The sequence below is a fragment of the Saltatorellus ferox genome (genome assembly GCA_007751475.1).
GTDB lineage: Bacteria > Planctomycetota > UBA1135 > UBA1135.
The window spans coordinates 3,157,619-3,174,722 of sequence record CP036434.1 but is presented as its reverse complement, the minus strand read 5'-3'; the positions used below and the strand labels follow the sequence as shown (position 1 = coordinate 3,174,722).

The window sequence follows — 17,104 nt, the reverse complement described above, 5'->3', positions numbered from 1 at the left end:
GGGCCTGTGGGGCCTCGCGGGCCCCGGAGAGAGAGAGAAAGCGGGAAGCGAAGGCCGGCAGACCTCACTCCCCCGATCTGGCCATCGACCCTCCGCGCAGCTGAAGACCAGCCATTCTCAGGGCTGTCTCGATTTCGTCCACTCCCAGGACATCCAGCCGGACTCCCTGTGGCACGGCGGGAAACGCCCCGGCCCAAGCCGCCCATCGATCCGCGCAGACCGCTCGGGCACCGGGCGCCAGCGCGAGCACCTGGAGCGCCACCCCCGCGTCGGTCGCCCGCGTGAGTGCACCGAAGACGGCGTCATCCGAAGCCGCGGGCGCGGCCCCTTCGTGAATCATGAGCGCACGCGCCAGTGCAGCCGCTTCCACGTGCTGCTGCTGCGTCCACGCCCTCCATGACAGCTCCGCGTGCTCGAGACAGCGCAACCGGTCCCCGGTCACTCGCGCGATCGCGGCCTCGGTCAGCGAATGCAGCCCTTGCAGCGTCGGCGAACCGAGTGCAACGAAGGCCTCGTCGAGTTCCTCGTCGGCGGCGGGCAACTCTCCCCCACGGAACTGCAGCGTACGAAGGGTCCATACGGCGCGCGCTTCCAGCACCGGGAACGGCGCCGACTCGATCGCCCGGAGCGCGCTGGTCGCGTCTCGATGCGCCGCCTCGAAGTCCCACGCCTCCATCGCCGACGAGGCCGCGTTCAGGAGCGCGGTCGCGCGGTCATGGACGGACTCGGACGCGACGCCTGCACGGCGATGCAGCTCGGCCGCCTGCGCGAAGCGCCCGCGCCGATAGGACCGGAGTGCGAGCCAGAGGAATCGTCGCTGGAACAGCGCCCCGCGGGGCGCCCCCTTGGCCTTCTCGGGAGCCTCACGAGCCTTCGCGTGGGCGCGCACTCGCTGCGCAGCCGCGCGCCGGACGCTTCGACCTCGATCGAGATCGAGCCCGAGGGAACAGCGATACTGGTGGGAAAGGAGCGCGGCCTCGAGCCGCTCCCACTCCTCGGTGTCCAGCGCAGCGTGCCCGGTCCATGCCTCTTCATCCTCGGGAACCAGCCCTCCCGGCCGCAGCTCGCGCGTGGCGCGCTCTTCGTCGCCGACGGCGATGGCGCGCGCCACCTCGATGGCATGATCGAGGCTCCTGCGCGCCGATCCTCGAACGCGGCTACGGGCGATCTCGAAGGCCGCTCGGTCCAGGGGAATCGTCGTTCCATCCTGCACGGCGATGCGCACGAGAAGAAGGAGCAGGCGACGTTCGGCGACGACCGTCCCGATCGTCCAGGTCCGCACACGCGCCAGAGCGCCGACGAGCAAAGAGGTCGCGCGTGCATCCCAGCCGCGGCGCTCCATGTGGAGCGCTTGCTTCAGGATACCGGTCACCCAGCTCGGGTCAGGACCCGCTGTGTCCAGCACCGCCGCTTCGCCCCTTGGACCGCCGAAAGGGTTCCCATCCAGCGCCTCCCCCCTCAGCGTCTCGAGCCCGGTGGCGTGCACCTCGAGTCGGCCGCCGCGCCAGAACGCGATGCCTCGCTCGACCCATTCGCCCAGGACGCGAAGGGCCTCGACCTCGGTACCCGAAGTACCTCGGAGGCGCCGCGCCAGCTCCGCGGCCGCACCGGAACGGAGGTGGTGAATCGGCTCCAAGCCGACGAAGACGGGCAGTAGCGCAAGCTCCCGATCCTCGGCTTGGAGAGCGCGCTCCAGCAGGGCGCGAAGCTCCGGATCGAAGCCGCCGTAAGCAGTGGGTCGGCGCTTGCCGAGACGCAGCCCGCCGCCCGGAGCCGCTCCGGCCGAGGATCGGCGCAGCTGCCATTCAGCCCCGATCTCGCACGCATTGCGCGGTCGTTCCTCGCGTTCCAGGCCAAGGATCTCGAAGAGCCTGACACAGAGTTCCGTGTCTTCCCTCGCGATGGGCGCCGGCAGGCTCTTCGCTCCTCGGAGTTCGACGGGCGAAACGCCCGTCAATGCATGGAGCCCCATCAAGGCCCAGGAATAGACGTCGCTTCGCGCGTCCCCCATCTCACCCGCGAGCTGCTCGGGTGCCGCGAACGCCTCGGTTCCGAGCGAAAGGTCCCGGGAGGCCCCCTCGGAAGCGAAGGCAGGACCGTGGGCGATTCCGAAGTCGACGAGGAACGCGTGGCCCGCCTCGGTGACCAGTACGTTCGCGGGCTTGAGGTCCCGGTGAACGACGCCTCTGGCGTGAACCGCTGCCAGGGCCGTGAGGAGTGACGCCAGCGCGTCCCTCGGCTCGATGCTTCCTGGGAAGGGCGCTCCTTCGATCAGGTCGAACACGAGGTAGTGTCGCCACTCGCCGTCCTCCGACCCGTCCGCTCCCCCGGAACGAAAAACGCCCTGGTCCCGGAGCCGTGCCACGCCGTGCTCGAGCCGCCGCAGGCACGAGGCCTCGCGTTCGAGAGCCGCGTGGGACAGCGGCGCCACGCTCGGCACCTTGACCGCCACCGACGTCCCGAGGAGGAGATCCAGGGCGCGATACACCGTTCCAAAAGAGCCGCCACCCAGGATCGCATCGAGCCGATAGCGGCCTTCGAGCACCGCCCCCAGATCGTCCACCGGCTCTGTCTCCACGCCCTCCAATTCGGAAAGCGTCGGAGCGATCGGGATCTCGAAGTCCGCCAGCGCGTGGGCCGCGAAAAGTTCCTCGGCCAGGTCCACGAGCCCAGGCGGCACGCGTCGCGTTTCGTAGTAGGACCGACGGACCTCCTCCGGCTCGCCCAGCAGCCGTTCGAAGAGGTCTTCGAGGGAAAGCTCAGTCTCGCTCACGCCCGTTGTCCGCCTGGCCGTGCACCTGCGGACCGCCGTGCGGCCGCGACGCCTGCCCGCCCAGCCCGCGCGCCATGCTCCGCGCAAGCCAGGCGCGGGCCAGCTCCCAGCGTCGCTCGACCGTCTTGGTCGAGACGTCCAGCAAGTCGGCGACCTCGGCGACGGACAGCCCACCGAAGTACCTCAACTGGACCACCTCTGCGGACTGCGGTGCGGCGACCTCGAGTTCTTCGAGCGCCTGTTCGAGGTCGAGCAGATCCAGTCTCGCGCCGGTGGAATCCGCGACCTGCACCTGGGTCTCGCTGACTTCGTCCAGGCTCAACCCGACCCCGGACCCTCGACGGTGGAGCGCCGAGATCGCCCGTGCTTTCTCGACGAGGATGTCGCGCATCGCTCGCGAGGTATACATCACGAACTGCCGCTCGGCTGGCCCCGTCAGCTCGGCGCGGCCGCGAACCCGAAGGTACGCCTCGTGCAGGAGCGCCGTCGGCTGGAGCGTGGCGTTCGCGGGAAGGCTCGCCATCCGCCGGTTCGCGATGGCCCTGAGTTCGGCGTAGCAGCGCTCGAACAGCGCATCCCGATCGGAAGCGCTCCTGTCAGCACCTTCCCCGGTTCCCGAACCAGTCTCCGAATCGGCGGCTTGCGACATGCACTCCGATTCTAACCCTGGGCGTCAGCTCGTCGACGCGGTTTCCGAGATCCCGACCGCCGCGAGCGCCGCGTGATACTCCTCCAGGAACTCGTCGGCGAGCCTCCGGATCGTGAAGTGCTCCATCAGCCGTCTGCGCCCTTCCTCCCCCATGGAGCGCGCCCGGTCCGGGTCCCGAAGAAGCTCCCCGATGCGCGCCGCGTAGGCCTCCACGTCGAACGGATTCTCGATGAACCCGGACTCGCCGTGCGCCACGACCTCGCGGCTGCCCCCGAACGTCGTCGCGACGACCGGCTTGGACTGCTCCATGGCCTCCAGGTTCACGAGCCCGAACGTGTCGAAGCAGAGAGAAGGCGTCACGAACACGTCCGTGATGCCGTAGGCGAGCGGCAGCTCGTCCGGCCCGAGCCAGCCGGTCGGCACGACCCGATCGGCCACGCCCAGCGCGGCGGCCTGGGGCTCGAACTCGTCGTCGTAGATCTCCCTCTTGCCCATCACGATCAATCGCAGATCGGGAAACTCCGGCGCCAGGATCTGAAGCATCTTCAGGAGCTTGCCGACCCCCTTCTGCTCGTGCAGCCGTCCACCGATGGCGAGCACCTGGGCCCCCACCAGCCCGTGCGTCTCGCGGAAGCGCCGGAGCGCTTCCGCCGAGGGCAGCTCGTCGGCCGTCTCCAGCGCGTTATGCACCGTGCGATGGACCGGGAGTCCATTCGCTTTCATGACGCGGCCCAGCTCGTCGGAGACCGTCGTCACGCGCTGAACGTCACGTTCCAGCACGGCGCGAATCCTGCGGTTGCGACCGGGACGGAACCGAAAGCGCTGGCACGGAATGCACTTGGCCGCGTACGCCTCGACGTCGTCGAGGCGGCCGCCGTGCTCCTCTCCGCCGTGGAAGCACGTGAGCTTCTGGTAGCAGAACGTCATCGCGTCGTGCGAGGTGAACACGACGGCGGCGCCAGCCGCCCGCGCCTGGGTCAGCGCGTGGTAGCCGATGTGCGTGTGAACGAGATGGGCGTGGACCACGTCCGGGCGCCATTCCGCCAGAACGGCCGCGAGCGGTCCGTCGATCTGCCGGTTGTGCAAGGAGACCCAGCCGCGCCACCGCAGCGAGTAGTCAGAATGGAGCCGAAAGACCGTCATGCCCTCGATCTGGGTCGGCGTCGCATCCTCCGCGCGGCGCACCGTCGCCACCGCGGCCGTCTGGTGCCCTCGCGCACGGAGTTCCCGCGCCAGGCCGTACATCTGGCGCGTGCTGGACCCGACGCCCGGATCGCCGATCTCGCAGAAGAAGAGCACCCTCACGACGACGGCCTCTTCTTGCGGTCCCTCACGCTCGACTTCGCGAGTGCCTGGTCGTAGATCGCGAGAACCGCCCGCGCGTTCTCTTCCCAGGACGACCTCTCGGCGTGAGCGCGGCCGCCGCTCTCGAGCGACTCTCGCCGCACAGGATCATCCAGCACCGAATCCAGCGCCGCGAGCACGGCGTCCACGTTCTGCTCGACGAGCAGGCCGCTGACGCCGTCGACGATCGCGTCCTCGGCGCCCGAGTCGAGGCTACCGATCGCCGTCGTCCCGGCGGCGGCCGCCTCGAGGTAGACGATCCCGAAGCCCTCGAAGCCCCCGTCCGCCGCCGTCACCGGCGTGTGCAGGAAGACCGAGGCGCGCTGGAGCAGATCGATCTTCTCCTTCTCGCTGACGTTGCCGAGAAGGTGCAGCCGATCGCGCACGCCGTGGCGCTCCGCGATGGCCGCCAGCGAGCGTTCGTAGTCATCGCCCGCGCGATGGCCGACGAGGAAATGGTGCAGGTCACCGTCTCGCGCCGCGCGCCGCGCCCAGGCCTCCAGCCCCAGATGATGCCCCTTCCGCTCCTTCAGCTCGCCGATGCCGAGGGTGAAGCGCTTGCCGTGCCAGGGACGCTCTCCCCCTTCCAGCGCGACGGGCTCGACGTAGCTCTCCGCGTCGACCGCGTTGGGGACGACGTGGACTCTCTCCGGCGGAAGGATCTCCGGCGGCACCAGCGCGAGCAGCCGCTTGCGCGTATAGCGCGACACGGAGATGAGCGAGGCAAAGCGCCGGTACGCCTTCAGCGCCGTTCGCTTGTGTCGATCCGAAACGACCGGCTGGATCGTGTACGTCCCGTGCCCCGTGGCGACGCAGGGGATCCCCGCTCGGTCCGCAGCATCGACGGCGATCAGGCTGTGGGGAAAGTCCTTGATCGCGTGAACGAGCGCAGCGTCGCGGGCCGCTCGCTTCGTGTTCCTGGTGCCGATGAACCGCCACACCGCGAAGCGCGCGGGCGTCATGTAGAAGAAGTAGTCGGGCGGCAGGGCGACCTCGACCTTCCAGTGACCCGGCACGTCCGCCGAGGTCGGCCGATGCTTGCGCGCGAGAAGCACGTGCACCTCCAGTCCAGGGCGCAGCGCCTCCATGGCGGAGATCAGGCGCACGGCGTAGCGGCCCACTCCGTCGAGATCGGAGAGGGAATCGGTGAGGAAGACGACCTTCATGGCGTTGGATGAACTTGGGACTCGTGGGCCATGAAGGCAAGGATTCGATGGGCGCGGGCTTCCCAGGTACACCCCTGAACGGCCGCACGAGCGCGCTCGGCGAGCGAGGACCGCGCCGCCGGATCGTCCAGGAGACCCGAAATCCCGGCGGCGAGCGCCGCGGGATCCTCGGGTTCCACGAATACGGCGGCTCCGGTGGGCCCCACGGCGTCGCGGAGGCTCGGCAGGTCGCTCACCACCAGCGGAAGCCCCGCGGCCATCGCTTCGAAGACCTTGAGCGGCGACGTGTAGTGTGAGCTGATGCGCGGCGTACGGCGATTCGGCACCACGCCGACGTCGGCGGCCGCCAGGTAGGTGGGAATGCGCGCGGCCTCCTGGAACCCGTCGATCCGCACGTTCCCCATCCCCGCCGCTCGCTCGCGAAGCGCTCCGATGTCGGCCTCCATGCCGCCGACGATCAGGACGAGCGCGTCGTCCAGCCGCCCGGCCGCGTCCACCAGCCCATCCACCCCCTTCCAGCGAAGGAGCCCGCCCGCGTAGAGAACCACCGGCCGCGACGCATCGATCCCGAGCGCGCGCCGCGCCTCCTCGCGCGTCGGCAGACGATCGCCGAGCCCCGCATCGATCGCGTCATGCTCGACGCAGATGCGCCGCTCGGGAACACCCAGCGCGATGAGATCGTCCCGGACGCCGCCGGAGATCGCGACCACCTGCGCGCCGGCCTCGACCGCGCCGAGCAACCATCGCCTTCGCGTCTCGCCACCGGGTACGCGGTGAATCTCCAGCGCCAACCCGGGCCTCCCGCGGAGCCAGTGCCCCACCTCGACGTCGCGCGCGAGGCACAGCGCACCGCGAAAATCGCGGCGAACGATCCGCGCCGCGCTTCGTCCGAAGGTCCACTCCTGCAGCCGCGCTGGCAGGAACTGCGCGAAGCGCGGCACCGTGTCGATCCAGTCGGAGCAGGGCGCCGCCACGAGTTCGGGCGCACTCTCGTTCGGATCGTGGTCCATGAGGAGCTTCTGCCAGACGACACTCGCCGGAACGGCGGCCGTATCGCGTCGCTTCGCGTGGAGCACGGTGGTCGCCACGCCGGCTCGCTGGAACGCGCGCGCGGCGCGGGCGAGCTGGCCGGACTGCGCTCGCTGGGAGGGCATCCGGGCGTTCGCGACGAGCACGAGTCGCGGATCAGGTCCAAGGTTGATCCTTCCGGGACCGGACGAAGTCGTGCCCCCGTGGGCCTCAGGACTCTGCATGGAGATCGCCGAACCGGTAGCGAACGTGGTCCTGGAACTCTTCCAGCATGACCGCATGGATGGGCGCCCGGAACCAGAGGTTGCGGATGCCGCTGCGATCGACGCAGCGCTCGATGATCTCGACGCCATCCGGCGTCCCTCGGTACACGCGCTCGACGCGCCCGCCGACCGGCGTGCCATCGGGCCGAGCGAACGGACCCGCAAGGCGCACCTCATCGTCCTGGACTTCGAGCCAGCTGCCCCGATCGAACGACGAACTCACCACGCTGGATCCGAAGTCGAGGACGCCGCCCTTCAGGGCCTGGATCGGTAGCGCAAAGGCGGCGCTCTTCTCCTTCAGCGTGTTCCCGGTCCGCCAGCGATTGCGCATGAGCCAGCCCGAGAAGCGCAGGTCCGCCGACCCCGCCCGCCAGCCGCGACCCCAGCTCGGGACGCCCTGGGCGCCGCTCCACGCGGCGAACGGTCGACGGCCGAATCGATCCGCGAGGAAGAGATTGCGCCCGCTCGGTCGATAGAAGACGCGCAGGAGCCCGCCTCCGCTGGGGCTTCCATGGAAGGCATTGCCCGGCGGCCGATGGCCCCGGACCCACGCCACGACGTCCGGCGTTTCGATGCGCGCGAGGTCGACGTCGCGGAAGTGCCGCACCGAGCTCTCGTGCGTGATCGGCCCTTGGGGCTCGGCGAACGCTGCCTCGAGCTCCGGAAGGCTACGCGCGATCCAGCAGGCGTGGGCGGCCCAGAAGAAAGGGCACTGGTAGCTCTTGGCGCGGCGAATCGGTCCGTCGACTGCGCCACCGTAGCGGCTGTCGTGACTGATCAGCTTGCCGTCGGCCCCGAGGTGATGCAGCCAGGCGCGCCAGGAGGCTCGGAGCGCGGACGCTGCCCGGGGAGCGCGCGTGCGGCGCCACTCCTGGCTGAGCGCCGCGATGTCGAAGGGGTGCGAGGCCACCTCGTAGCTGCCGGTCCAGTACCAGGGCTTGGCCTCGACCGCGCCGGTCTTGATGCCGTCCGGTCCGAGCAGCCCGTGCAGGAACTCGATGCCGGATTCGAAGCCCACGTCGAGCGCGCGGCCGGCTTCCTCACCGAAAGCCGCCTCCAGCGCGAAGGACGTGAAGGCCGTCACCCGCGACTGGTAATACGCGCTCGCGTCGGCGGCGCCGGGGTGCGCTGCGCCCCACTCGGTCGGGTGATACGGGAAGCTGCCGTCACCGCGTTGCTGCTCGCGCAGGCGCTCGGCCCCGACCCGACACACCAGCTGCAGCACCTCGTGCCCGCTGACTCGATAGGCCTGGGCCGCGCCGGTCATCGCCCATGCGCACTGCGCAGGGACGCCCTTGTCGACGATCGCGTAGCGGAGGTAGGTCTGCGCGTGCAGGACCGCCGCGTGCCGGAATCTTTCGCGCTGGTCCTCGCTCAGCTCATCGCCGAGTTCCAGCACGGCCGTCGCGAGCGCGTCGCTGCAGGCGCCGCCGTCGATCACGCTGTTGGAGCAGTTGTAAGCGTCGTGCCGCCCGGGCCGGAACGTGAAGCAGGTGCTGTCGGGTTCGCGCTCCAGCCGCGCCACGAGGCGCTCCCCCTGGGACCGGACGACCTCGATCAGCCTCGCGCGCTCGTCGCCTGTGGCATGGCGAGCGAGTTCGATCGCGAGCACCATGGCGCCCGCCGACTTGCCCGTGTGCTCGATTCCGTGCTCGGCGCAGACGAGCGCGCCGGTGCGCTCATCGCGCTGGCGCAGCATCCAGTCGAGCACTCGATGGAGGGGATCCAGGAGCTCGCGGCGAACGGCTCCCATGGCGCCGCGTTCCAGAGCACCGTTCTCCAGACGGGAGTCCGCGGCCGGAGTCATGAAGGCTTGTGCGTCACGAACGAAACCGGGGACGGAACGAAGCGCAGTCTCTCTGCCGAGCGAAGCCTCGCCAGGTCGCTGGCCTTGGCGATCCAGGCCGCGGGCCACCGATCGAGCCTACCGGGGTGATGGCGCTGGGACCTCGGACGGGACGTGGTGAGCCAGGCCCCATCCGTGCCGATCAACCCCGTCGTGAGGACGATGCTCTTGGGCTGCTCTCGCAGCTCGCGCAGGAGCTGCTCCACGCGAAAGGCATCCAGTTCCAGGTCCGCGCTCACGCGCAGGACCGCGCGCGGGCCGGTCGGCCGCGCGGGTACTGGCGCTGCGTAGCAGCTCAAGAGGGCCTCGAGCCCGCCCTGTCGAGGCGACGCGACCACATGGACACCGGGGAAGCGCTGCCCCACGGCGGCGCGGGTTCCGTCGGAACTCGGAAGACCGGCCACTCCGTCCACGAGCAGGATCTCGGCGCCGCGCATGGCGAGCCAGCGCACACTGGCCAGACAGCGAAGCACCGCCCCCCTGCGGTTGCTTTCGTGGAGCACGATCCGCAGTCCGTCGAACGCCGGGGCCTCCGCGTCTCGATCCACGGAGCCTCGGCGTCCGGCAAGGGCATCGACGGCGCGTTCACGACGAACGCCATGGGGACGCATGCCCACCCGGGGGGGAGTGATGGGCCTGCGCCGATCCCGATCACGCTGTGGAATGAAGTCGCTCAACGTTCCTCCATCCTACGAACGATTCGCGCCATGAGCGCATCGACTTCGTGATGACGTGCCACGATCTCGCGAAGCCGCTCGCCCGAGGCGCGCCGATCGTCCGCGGACCGATCAATCCAGACACGAAGCGCGCTCGCCAGCGAGATCGAGTCACCCGACTGAAAGGCGTAGTCGCCTGCGCGCGTCGCGAGCTCCGAATCAGCCGCCAAGACGGGTGGAATCGACTCGTTGCAGCTCACGAACGGTCGCCGCGCCGCCATCGACTCGAGGACGACCTTGTCCACGCTTCCCGTTCGCGACGCGTTCACGAAGAGGTCCGCCGCCCCGAACATCTGCGGGATGCGGGGATAGGGCACCGCCCCGACGAACTCGACGACGCCGTCGAGGTCCCGTCCCGAGACAGCCCGATGCACCATCGCCTCGTAGTCGTCGTCACCTCGCGCGAGCGGGCTTCCCGCCCAGGTCAGGCGGACATCGAGTCCTTCATCGCGCAGGTGCGAGACGGCTTCCAGCGTCGTGAGCGGGTCCTTGGCAGGCGTCAGTCGCCCCACCGAGAGGAGCTGGATCCGGCCATCCTCGAATTCGCCGACCGGCGGCACGTCGAAGTGGTCGAGGTCGATCCCGTGGCCGGTGACGATCTTCTTCGGCGTATCCACGCGCAGGGAGAGATCGGAGGCGGTGAAGGCGCCATCGACGACCTCCAGCGCCGAGAGCAGGCGCCTGTCCACGCCCTTATGGGTGTACCAGAGGAAGTGCGCCGCCCCCTTGCCACCCATCGCTTTCGCGGCCGGACCCGCCGCCAGGGTCGAATAGCGCGGCACCATGTGCGTGAGGAGCCCATCGAAGCCGCCGTTCGGACCGGAGCGGAAGGACTCCCGAAGGTAGCGGCGGTAGCGGAGAAAGCGCCGGACGTAGCCGCGACGACCTATCTCGCGCACGTCGACGTTGCCGGGGAGGCCTTCGACGTTGCCCACCTCCAGGGCGAGGACACGGAGCGATTCGACCTGCCCGGCGAGCCCCTGGACCCAGCGCATGACGAAACCGAGCACGGCGTCGTCACGGTCGAGGACCTGGGTCACGAAGAGGAGCTTCACGCAGCGCCCTCCCCGCCCCGTAGGCCCAAAGGCTGGAGCCCCAATGCCTTGAGACCCAGCGCATAGCGCTGCAGCGCCGCGTGGTACTCGAACTTCTGCACCCGCCGGATCGCCTCGCTGCCGCGGTCGCGTCGACGCCCTTCATGGGTCGTGACGTCGATCAGCGCCGACACGAGGCTCGGGACGTCGAAGCCCGCCAGCTTGCCCGCCTTTCCGTCCTTCAATAGGTCCGCCATCACGCCCACGGGCGTGGACACGACCGGCGTACCGCAGGCCATCGCCTCGACGGTGAACCGCGGCCCGCCCTCGCAGGTCGACGCGCACACGCACACGCGGCTGGAGCGATAGACCTCGGCCAGCTCGTTCGGATCCGCGATCCACTCGACCCATTCGATGTCGCCTGCGATCCCGAGGGTCTCCGCCTGCTTCATCAGCTGCGCCCGATCCGGCCCCTTGCCGACCAGCATCGCGCGCATCCTTTTGCCCTGACCCGCCATGATCCCCATGGCGTCGAGGATCCGGTCCACGCACTTGTTGGCGACCATGCGTCCGGCGAAGACGAGGTCGCGCTGGATCGCGGTCTCACGACGCGGCGGATGAAAGACGTCGAAGTCGAGGTACTGCGAGGGCAGGACGACGATCTTCTCGTCGGGAACGCCCCAGGTACGCAGGAGCTGCGGCATCTCCGTCTCGTTGACGACGCGGAAGGCGCGCACCTTGTTCCTCACCCAGCGAACGTAAGCGCGGGCGAGGAGCTTCTCGGCGCGCTCGGCCGCGCCCTTGGCCACCGGATGACCCGGGATGTGATGCAGCTCGGAGACGAACGGGACGCCCGTCTTGCGGGAAAGCCGCGCGCTCCCGCGCCCGTTGTAGAAGGTGCCGTAGTCGTGGCTGACGATGAGGCCGTGCCGATGCTCCTCGATCAGCGCCGCCCCGTAGGTTTCGATCCACTTCGGCATCTGCGCCCGTCCCACGTGGGCCGGGTGGAAATGCACGTTGTCATGGATCGTGAGCACGGTGGCCTCGCGCTCCTGCTCGGGCACGAGCACGTCCACACGCTCGAAGAAGGTCGAGAAATGCCGCTGCATCGACCAGAACGGCCCACGCTCTCCGATGGCGACCTGTCGGTCGCCGCTCACCATCAAGAGGTTCACGGGATGCAGGTTAGCAAGCTTTGCCCTTCGACTACGAGCCTTGTGGCTCGGCCTTATCGTGAACGCTTCTCAGCACCTCTTCATAGTGCGCCTCGAGGCGATCGGCCAGGGCCCCCGCGGAGTGTCGTTCCTGGACTCTGGTCCGTGCACGACGGCCCATCGCGAGGCGATCGTCGACGTCACCGAGGAGGCCGCCGACGGCGGCGGCCAGGCCGTCGCGGTCGACCGCGAGCAGGCCAGTGATACCGTTCTGGACGAGCTCGGGAACGCCGCCCACGGCCGTCGAGACGACGGGACGAGCCGCGGCGGCGGCTTCGATCATGGCCACCGGCATCCCCTCGGAGGACGACGTCGAGAGCAGCACGTCGATCGCTTCGTGCACGGGCACCACGTTGTCCAGCGCCCCCAGCAGGTGAACTCGCCGCGCCATGTCGGGCGGGAGCTGCGCGATGCGCGCCTCGACCCGCGGGCGCTCTCCGCCGTCCCCGGCGATCAGGAGCCGCGCCTCGGGGAACTCCGCGGCGACGGCGCCGAAGACCTCGACCGCCAGAACGGTGCGCTTGACCCCGGCGAGGCGTCCGATGACGCCGATCACGGGCGCGGACCTCGGGATGCTGTGGGCGCGGCGCAGGCTCTGCGTCGGCTTCTCCCCTGAGACCGCCGGCGCTCCAGACGCGCCGCGCGCGAGCGCCAGGTGGAGGAACGGATCCAGCCTGATCCCCGGGGGACAGACCTGAATCTTCCCGGCCACGGCGACTCCGAGTCGAACGAGATCGGCCCGCGTGGCCTCGGAGACGGCGAGAATCCGGTGGGTGCTGCGGGCGAGCTTCCGCTCCACGCGAATCAACATCGCGCTCACGGGAGCCGGGAAGTAGCCCTCCAGAACATGCCCGTGAAACGTGTGCACTCTTCCGGCCCCGGGACACGCCCGCCGGGCAGCGGCACGACCGATCACGCCGGCCTTCGACGCGTGGGTATGAACGACGTCGGGCTGCAGCTCGGCGAAGGCTGCCTCCAGGAACCGCCGGGCTCGTCGGTCATCGCGAAGCACGGCGCCCAGGCCCCGTCGGAGGCCCGGGACCTCTCGAACCTCGATTCCGCCGGCCCGGAGCTGGTCCGCGAGGTCCCCTTCCCCCCGTTCAGGCCGTCCCGTGAAGACGACGACGCGGTGGCCGCGCTCGCGAAGGACCGGATCGGACGCGAGAACCTGGCGAGCCGGCCCGCCCAGGTTCAGCCGCGTCAGGACACGGGCAATTCGCATGGGACGGCCTGGGCGCCCTTGACGTCAGGCTTCCGCTCCGTCCCGGGGTGGTCCTTCGGGACGCTGTCCCCACGGGCGGATGGATGCCTGTGCACGACATCACGAATGATCTCTTCCAGGGACCAGGCGGCGCTCCCGAGACGCCTGGATCCGAGTCCCAGCGAGCGCAGTTCGCCCAGGTCCGGGACCCGGTGATGGACGTCCTCGAAGTTCTCCCCCACGTCGACGCTGGGGTCCACGAACTGAAGGGGTGCGCGCGCCACGCCGCCAGCGTGCGCCACGGCCCGGGCCACCTCTTCGGCGAGCCCCAGAATCGTCGTCCGCGCAAAACCCCCGACGTTGAGGGCGCCCCGGAAGTCCGCGAGCGCGCTGCTGTGGGGAAAGGCCTCGGGCGCCGCGAGCGCCGCCACGTCGAGGGACACGGCATCGACGTGGGCGAAGGTTCGCACCTGGGTGCCCTGGCCATGAATTCGTAGGGGCTGTCCCGAGCGCGCGGCCTCGATGAAGCGCGGCAGGACCATGCCGGAGCCTCCGTCCTGGCCAGGTCCGACGACGTTGAAGAAGCGCAGGTGGACGGCGTCGTGGACGACTCGATCGAGAACGAGTTCGGCGGCCAGCTTCGAGGCCGCGTAGCGCCAGCGGCCTTCGGCGACGAGCGGGCGGAGCGGGGACTTCTCGGACAGTGGCTGATCCGATTCCGCGTACACCTCCGACGTGGAAGCGGCGATGACGCGCAGCGTGCGGCCCTGGCCACGCGCGTGCCGGACGGCGGCCGCGACGGAGCGACCGAGGTCCAGGTTCTCTTCCTCGCAGGCCACAGGATCCTGCAGAAAACGGCGGACGCCGACTCGACCCGCGAGGTGCAGCACCGAGGTCACCGGGCCAAGGGGCCCGCCGAGCATCACCTGGAGCAAGCGGTCACGATCCCGAACGTCGCCCTCGAGGAAGCGGAATCCGTCGCCCTCTGGAGCCTCCATCAGGGGATCCAGTCGCTTCAGGTGGCCAGCGGACAGATCGTCCAGGCCCGTGACGCGGACGCCCCGGTCCCGGAGCACTCGGGCCACGGAGGAACCGATCAAGCCAGCGGCTCCGGTGATGAGGACGTGGGATGTATCGCGCATGTGAAGAGGCGGAGACGCTCGATGTCCCGGGATATTCCCGCCACTGTCTCCGGTCGGGAGACTACCCAATCCAGCCCCCTCGACACAGGGCTAGATAGGTACCCTCATGGGCATGCTCCGGACCCTATTTGCCCCCTTTCTCCTTCTGGCCGCCTCGCTCCCGCTCCTCGGGGGCTGTGGAGGCGTTGACGAGCCCGCGACTTCTGGGAGCGATGCAGGAGTCTCCCGCGCTGCCGATGGTGCCTCGGGGGAGCCCGGGTCAGAGAGGTCGGGAGCGGCGGGGGACGCCCTGCGCCCGGCGCTGGAATCGGCGCCGCCCCTGGAGCCGCTACCGACGGTCACCTTCGCCGACGGCATGCTGCAGGCGGTCAACCTGTACCGGGATGCTCGCAAGGGCGTGATGCTGACGGAGAAAGGGCAATGGCTCGACATCGGAGCGGCGGAGGCGCCGAAAGGGCAGACGAAGAGCCGCGCCCTCGAGCTGCGATTCGAAGTCTCTTCGGCGGTCCCGGTCAGCGGGGAGGAACGCGGCCTCTGGGATCCGGAGCTGAACGGTCCCGACCTCCTCGTCTCCCAGGAAGGTGTCGGCGGCGAGCCGCTGAGAGTGGAGACCCAGTCCTCTTGGCGGACCGTCACGCTGCCGCTGGAGGGCACGGATGCCACGCGGGTTTTCATCGCTTTCGAGAAGGAGATCGACCCCGCGCGCCCCACCTGGATCAGCGAGCCGTGGGTCGCGTTTCGCGAGCCGAGCCGCGCGAAGGGTGCGGAGGCACGGCCGCGCACCGTCCTGCTGATCACCTCGGATACGCACCGCGCCGACCACGTCTCCGCGCTCGATCCCTCCTCGCCGGTCGCGACTCCCTACCTCGACTCACTGGCGGGTGAAGGGGCGATCTTCACCGACTGCTTCGCGGCGATCAACAACACGAACCCGTCGCACATCTCGCTGATGACGGGGTTGCATCCCCGCGACGTCAAGATCGTCAACAACAACACGCGACTGTCACGGGACGCGGACACGCTTGCCGAGCGATTCAACGCCCAGGGCTATCGGTGCTACGCGGCGCTGAGCGCCTTTCACCTGTTCGATCAGCTCAGCGGACTCGGCCAGGGATTCCACCGCATGAACGCCGCGTTCCCCACGGAACGCGATGGCGCGGAGACGCTCGACCTCGCGGCCAGCTGGCTGGAAGACTCGGGCGATGCGCCGGTGTTCCTGTGGATTCACCTCTTCGACGTCCACAGTCCTTACAAGATTCACAGGGATCAGAAAGAGGAGCTACTGAGCGGTCGCCCCAGCCCCTACCGCAAGGAGGTGAGCCTCGGCATCGAGCCCGCACGCGTGCCCGACTGGCTGAAGAACGCAGGCATCCGCGACCCCTCGTTCGTCAACGCCATGTACGCGGGCGAAGTGCGCTACCTCGACGGTCGACTCGGGCCGTTCATGCAGACCCCGCGCACGCGCGATGCGATCGTTGCCTTCACCGCGGACCATGGAGAAGGCCTCGGCGAGCAGTCGACCTTCTGGACGCACTTCGGCGTGCTCACCTCGACGGTGCACGTGCCGCTCATCCTCAGGGGCCCCGGAGTTCCGCCTGGAACGCGCGTGAAGGCTCCGACGGAGATGCTGGACGTGGGCAAGACGCTCCTACGCATGGCGGGCGCGGAGGACGAGGGCTTCCCCGGCGAGGACCTGCGCGAGCTCTTCACGCACACGCCGCCGCCCGAGCCGCGCTTCGCCCTCGCCGCCCACGGGCTTTGCGCAAGCATCGAATCCGAAGGCTGGCTCCTGCAGATGTTCCTGAAGCGAGCGGTGAACCGATCCTCGGGACTCGTCCACGAGGTGGGCAGCGTCGGGTTCTTCCGACTCTCGGACGACCCGCACTGCGAGAACAACGTCCTGCTGGAACACTTTCCGCGCGCGATGCGCATGCGGTCGGCGCTGGAGCGGTGGCTCGCGGCCGCGGTCCCCATGGGGCTGCACGGTGCGAGCGACATGACGCGCGAGGAAGAGGCCAAGCTCGCCGCGATGGGCTACGCGAGCGGCGGAGAGTCCCTCATGCGCTGGTGGGCCCCGGAGTTCACGGACCTGGAGTGGGACAAGAGCCCCTGGCGCCTCGCTTTCGAGGGAGACGGCGCACCCGAACTCCTGAAGGACGCGCTCGTCCCGGACTTCGCGCCCGTCAAAGACGGTAAGTGAATCGCGCCGCTCGACTGACGGTGCCAGCTCTGACGCTCCTGGGAGTGTTCGCGTTCCTTCGGTCAGGCTCGCCGAAGGACGCGCCTGAGACAGGTACTTCGGAGTTCGTGCCGCGTTCACAAGGGGTCGAGGAGGGGCCCATCCACGTGGGGATGGAGGGCCCTGCGCACGACGGGAGTTGAAAGGTCCCGACTGCGGTCCAGCCGAGCCAGCCGAGCCAGGCGAGTCGATGCGCCGGACGCGGAGCCGGAGTTCTTTGAGCGCAGGCTTGGATCGGTCAACTTCCACGGGGAGCTGCCCAATGGCGTCTGGGTCCTCGCTGTCCAGCCGCTTACCCGCTTCATGCTCACGCTCGTGTGCGCGTCGATACCGTCCGCAGCACGCGATAGCGTGGCGGGTGAAGCGACTCTCTTGCTTCCCGCTGAGCCGGTCTCCATCACGGCCAGAGCCCCCGGCTACCAGCCCCGCACGTTCACCCACGTGGGGCCAGACCTCTCTCTCATCCTCGAAGCAGACGACGAGTAGGG

The 17,104-nt window shown here is 69.3% G+C and carries 13 protein-coding genes; 2 read left to right on the top strand and 11 right to left on the bottom strand.

The window, feature by feature from the left end; translation table 11 throughout:
- Nucleotides 1-64: 64 nt before the first annotated feature.
- The 11 genes from Poly30_RS11305 to Poly30_RS11260 all read right to left on the bottom strand — a co-directional run bounded on the left by Poly30_RS11305 (nucleotide 65) and on the right by Poly30_RS11260 (nucleotide 14,377).
- Nucleotides 65-2,773 carry a protein kinase domain-containing protein gene (locus Poly30_RS11305; RefSeq protein ID WP_419191259.1) on the bottom strand — a complete coding sequence of 903 codons (2,709 nt, stop codon included), beginning with the start codon at nucleotides 2,771-2,773 and terminating at the stop codon, nucleotides 65-67.
- Nucleotides 2,760-3,422: an ECF-type sigma factor gene (locus Poly30_RS11300; protein WP_145197291.1), complete on the bottom strand. Its 663-nt coding sequence runs from the start codon at nucleotides 3,420-3,422 to the stop codon at nucleotides 2,760-2,762. The genes Poly30_RS11305 and Poly30_RS11300 overlap by 14 nt, the downstream gene beginning before the upstream one ends.
- Nucleotides 3,423-3,446: 24 nt before the next feature.
- The gene (locus Poly30_RS11295; RefSeq protein ID WP_145197289.1) at nucleotides 3,447-4,727 is read right to left on the bottom strand and encodes a glycosyltransferase family 4 protein; all 1,281 of its coding nucleotides are present in this window, start codon (nucleotides 4,725-4,727) and stop codon (nucleotides 3,447-3,449) included.
- On the bottom strand, nucleotides 4,724-5,932 hold the full coding sequence (locus Poly30_RS11290; protein ID WP_145197287.1) for a glycosyltransferase family 4 protein: 1,209 nt from the start codon (nucleotides 5,930-5,932) through the stop codon (nucleotides 4,724-4,726). Before Poly30_RS11290 ends, Poly30_RS11295 begins: the two co-directional genes overlap by 4 nt.
- Nucleotides 5,929-7,185, bottom strand: a complete 1,257-nt coding sequence (locus Poly30_RS11285) for a glycosyltransferase (RefSeq protein WP_419191258.1) — start codon at nucleotides 7,183-7,185, stop codon at nucleotides 5,929-5,931. The genes Poly30_RS11290 and Poly30_RS11285 overlap by 4 nt, the downstream gene beginning before the upstream one ends.
- Nucleotides 7,172-9,031, bottom strand: a complete 1,860-nt coding sequence (locus Poly30_RS28370) for a hypothetical protein (RefSeq protein ID WP_419191257.1) — start codon at nucleotides 9,029-9,031, stop codon at nucleotides 7,172-7,174. Before Poly30_RS28370 ends, Poly30_RS11285 begins: the two co-directional genes overlap by 14 nt.
- The gene (locus Poly30_RS11280) at nucleotides 9,028-9,618 is read right to left on the bottom strand and encodes a glycosyltransferase family 2 protein (RefSeq protein ID WP_145197282.1); all 591 of its coding nucleotides are present in this window, start codon (nucleotides 9,616-9,618) and stop codon (nucleotides 9,028-9,030) included. Before Poly30_RS11280 ends, Poly30_RS28370 begins: the two co-directional genes overlap by 4 nt.
- Before the next feature lie 125 nt (nucleotides 9,619-9,743).
- Nucleotides 9,744-10,841, bottom strand: a complete 1,098-nt coding sequence (locus Poly30_RS11275) for a glycosyltransferase family 4 protein (RefSeq protein WP_145197280.1) — start codon at nucleotides 10,839-10,841, stop codon at nucleotides 9,744-9,746.
- Entirely contained in the window at nucleotides 10,838-11,995 is a 1,158-nt protein-coding gene (locus Poly30_RS11270; protein ID WP_145197278.1) for a glycosyltransferase family 4 protein, read from the bottom strand. Before Poly30_RS11270 ends, Poly30_RS11275 begins: the two co-directional genes overlap by 4 nt.
- A 31-nt stretch (nucleotides 11,996-12,026) precedes the next feature.
- On the bottom strand, nucleotides 12,027-13,256 hold the full coding sequence (locus tag Poly30_RS11265; RefSeq protein WP_145197276.1) for a glycosyltransferase: 1,230 nt from the start codon (nucleotides 13,254-13,256) through the stop codon (nucleotides 12,027-12,029).
- On the bottom strand, nucleotides 13,235-14,377 hold the full coding sequence (locus Poly30_RS11260) for an NAD-dependent epimerase/dehydratase family protein (RefSeq protein ID WP_145197274.1): 1,143 nt from the start codon (nucleotides 14,375-14,377) through the stop codon (nucleotides 13,235-13,237). Before Poly30_RS11260 ends, Poly30_RS11265 begins: the two co-directional genes overlap by 22 nt.
- Nucleotides 14,378-14,489: 112 nt before the next feature.
- Here Poly30_RS11260 and Poly30_RS11255 point away from each other — a divergent pair, with 112 nt between their 5' ends.
- Nucleotides 14,490-16,577, top strand: coding sequence for a sulfatase (locus tag Poly30_RS11255; RefSeq protein WP_419191256.1), 2,088 nt, complete (start codon nucleotides 14,490-14,492; stop codon nucleotides 16,575-16,577).
- Nucleotides 16,578-16,919: 342 nt separating this feature from the next.
- Nucleotides 16,920-17,102 carry a peptidase associated/transthyretin-like domain-containing protein gene (locus Poly30_RS11250; RefSeq protein WP_145197270.1) on the top strand — a complete coding sequence of 61 codons (183 nt, stop codon included), beginning with the start codon at nucleotides 16,920-16,922 and terminating at the stop codon, nucleotides 17,100-17,102.
- Nucleotides 17,103-17,104 lie beyond the last annotated feature (2 nt).

Excerpts from the sequence above, each read along its gene's own strand:
- Poly30_RS11290 (WP_145197287.1), bottom strand. The coding sequence starts at position 5,932 with ATGAAGGTCGTCTTCCTCACCGATTCCCTCTCCGATCTCGACGGAGTG.
- Poly30_RS11260 (WP_145197274.1), bottom strand. The coding sequence starts at position 14,377 with ATGCGCGATACATCCCACGTCCTCATCACCGGAGCCGCTGGCTTGATC.
- Poly30_RS11255 (WP_419191256.1), top strand. The coding sequence starts at position 14,490 with ATGCTCCGGACCCTATTTGCCCCCTTTCTCCTTCTGGCCGCCTCGCTC.
- Poly30_RS11300 (WP_145197291.1), bottom strand. The coding sequence starts at position 3,422 with ATGTCGCAAGCCGCCGATTCGGAGACTGGTTCGGGAACCGGGGAAGGT.
- Poly30_RS28370 (WP_419191257.1), bottom strand. The coding sequence starts at position 9,031 with ATGACTCCGGCCGCGGACTCCCGTCTGGAGAACGGTGCTCTGGAACGC.
- Poly30_RS11285 (WP_419191258.1), bottom strand. The coding sequence starts at position 7,185 with ATGCAGAGTCCTGAGGCCCACGGGGGCACGACTTCGTCCGGTCCCGGA.
- Poly30_RS11265 (WP_145197276.1), bottom strand. The coding sequence starts at position 13,256 with ATGCGAATTGCCCGTGTCCTGACGCGGCTGAACCTGGGCGGGCCGGCT.
- Poly30_RS11250 (WP_145197270.1), top strand. The coding sequence starts at position 16,920 with ATGCTCACGCTCGTGTGCGCGTCGATACCGTCCGCAGCACGCGATAGC.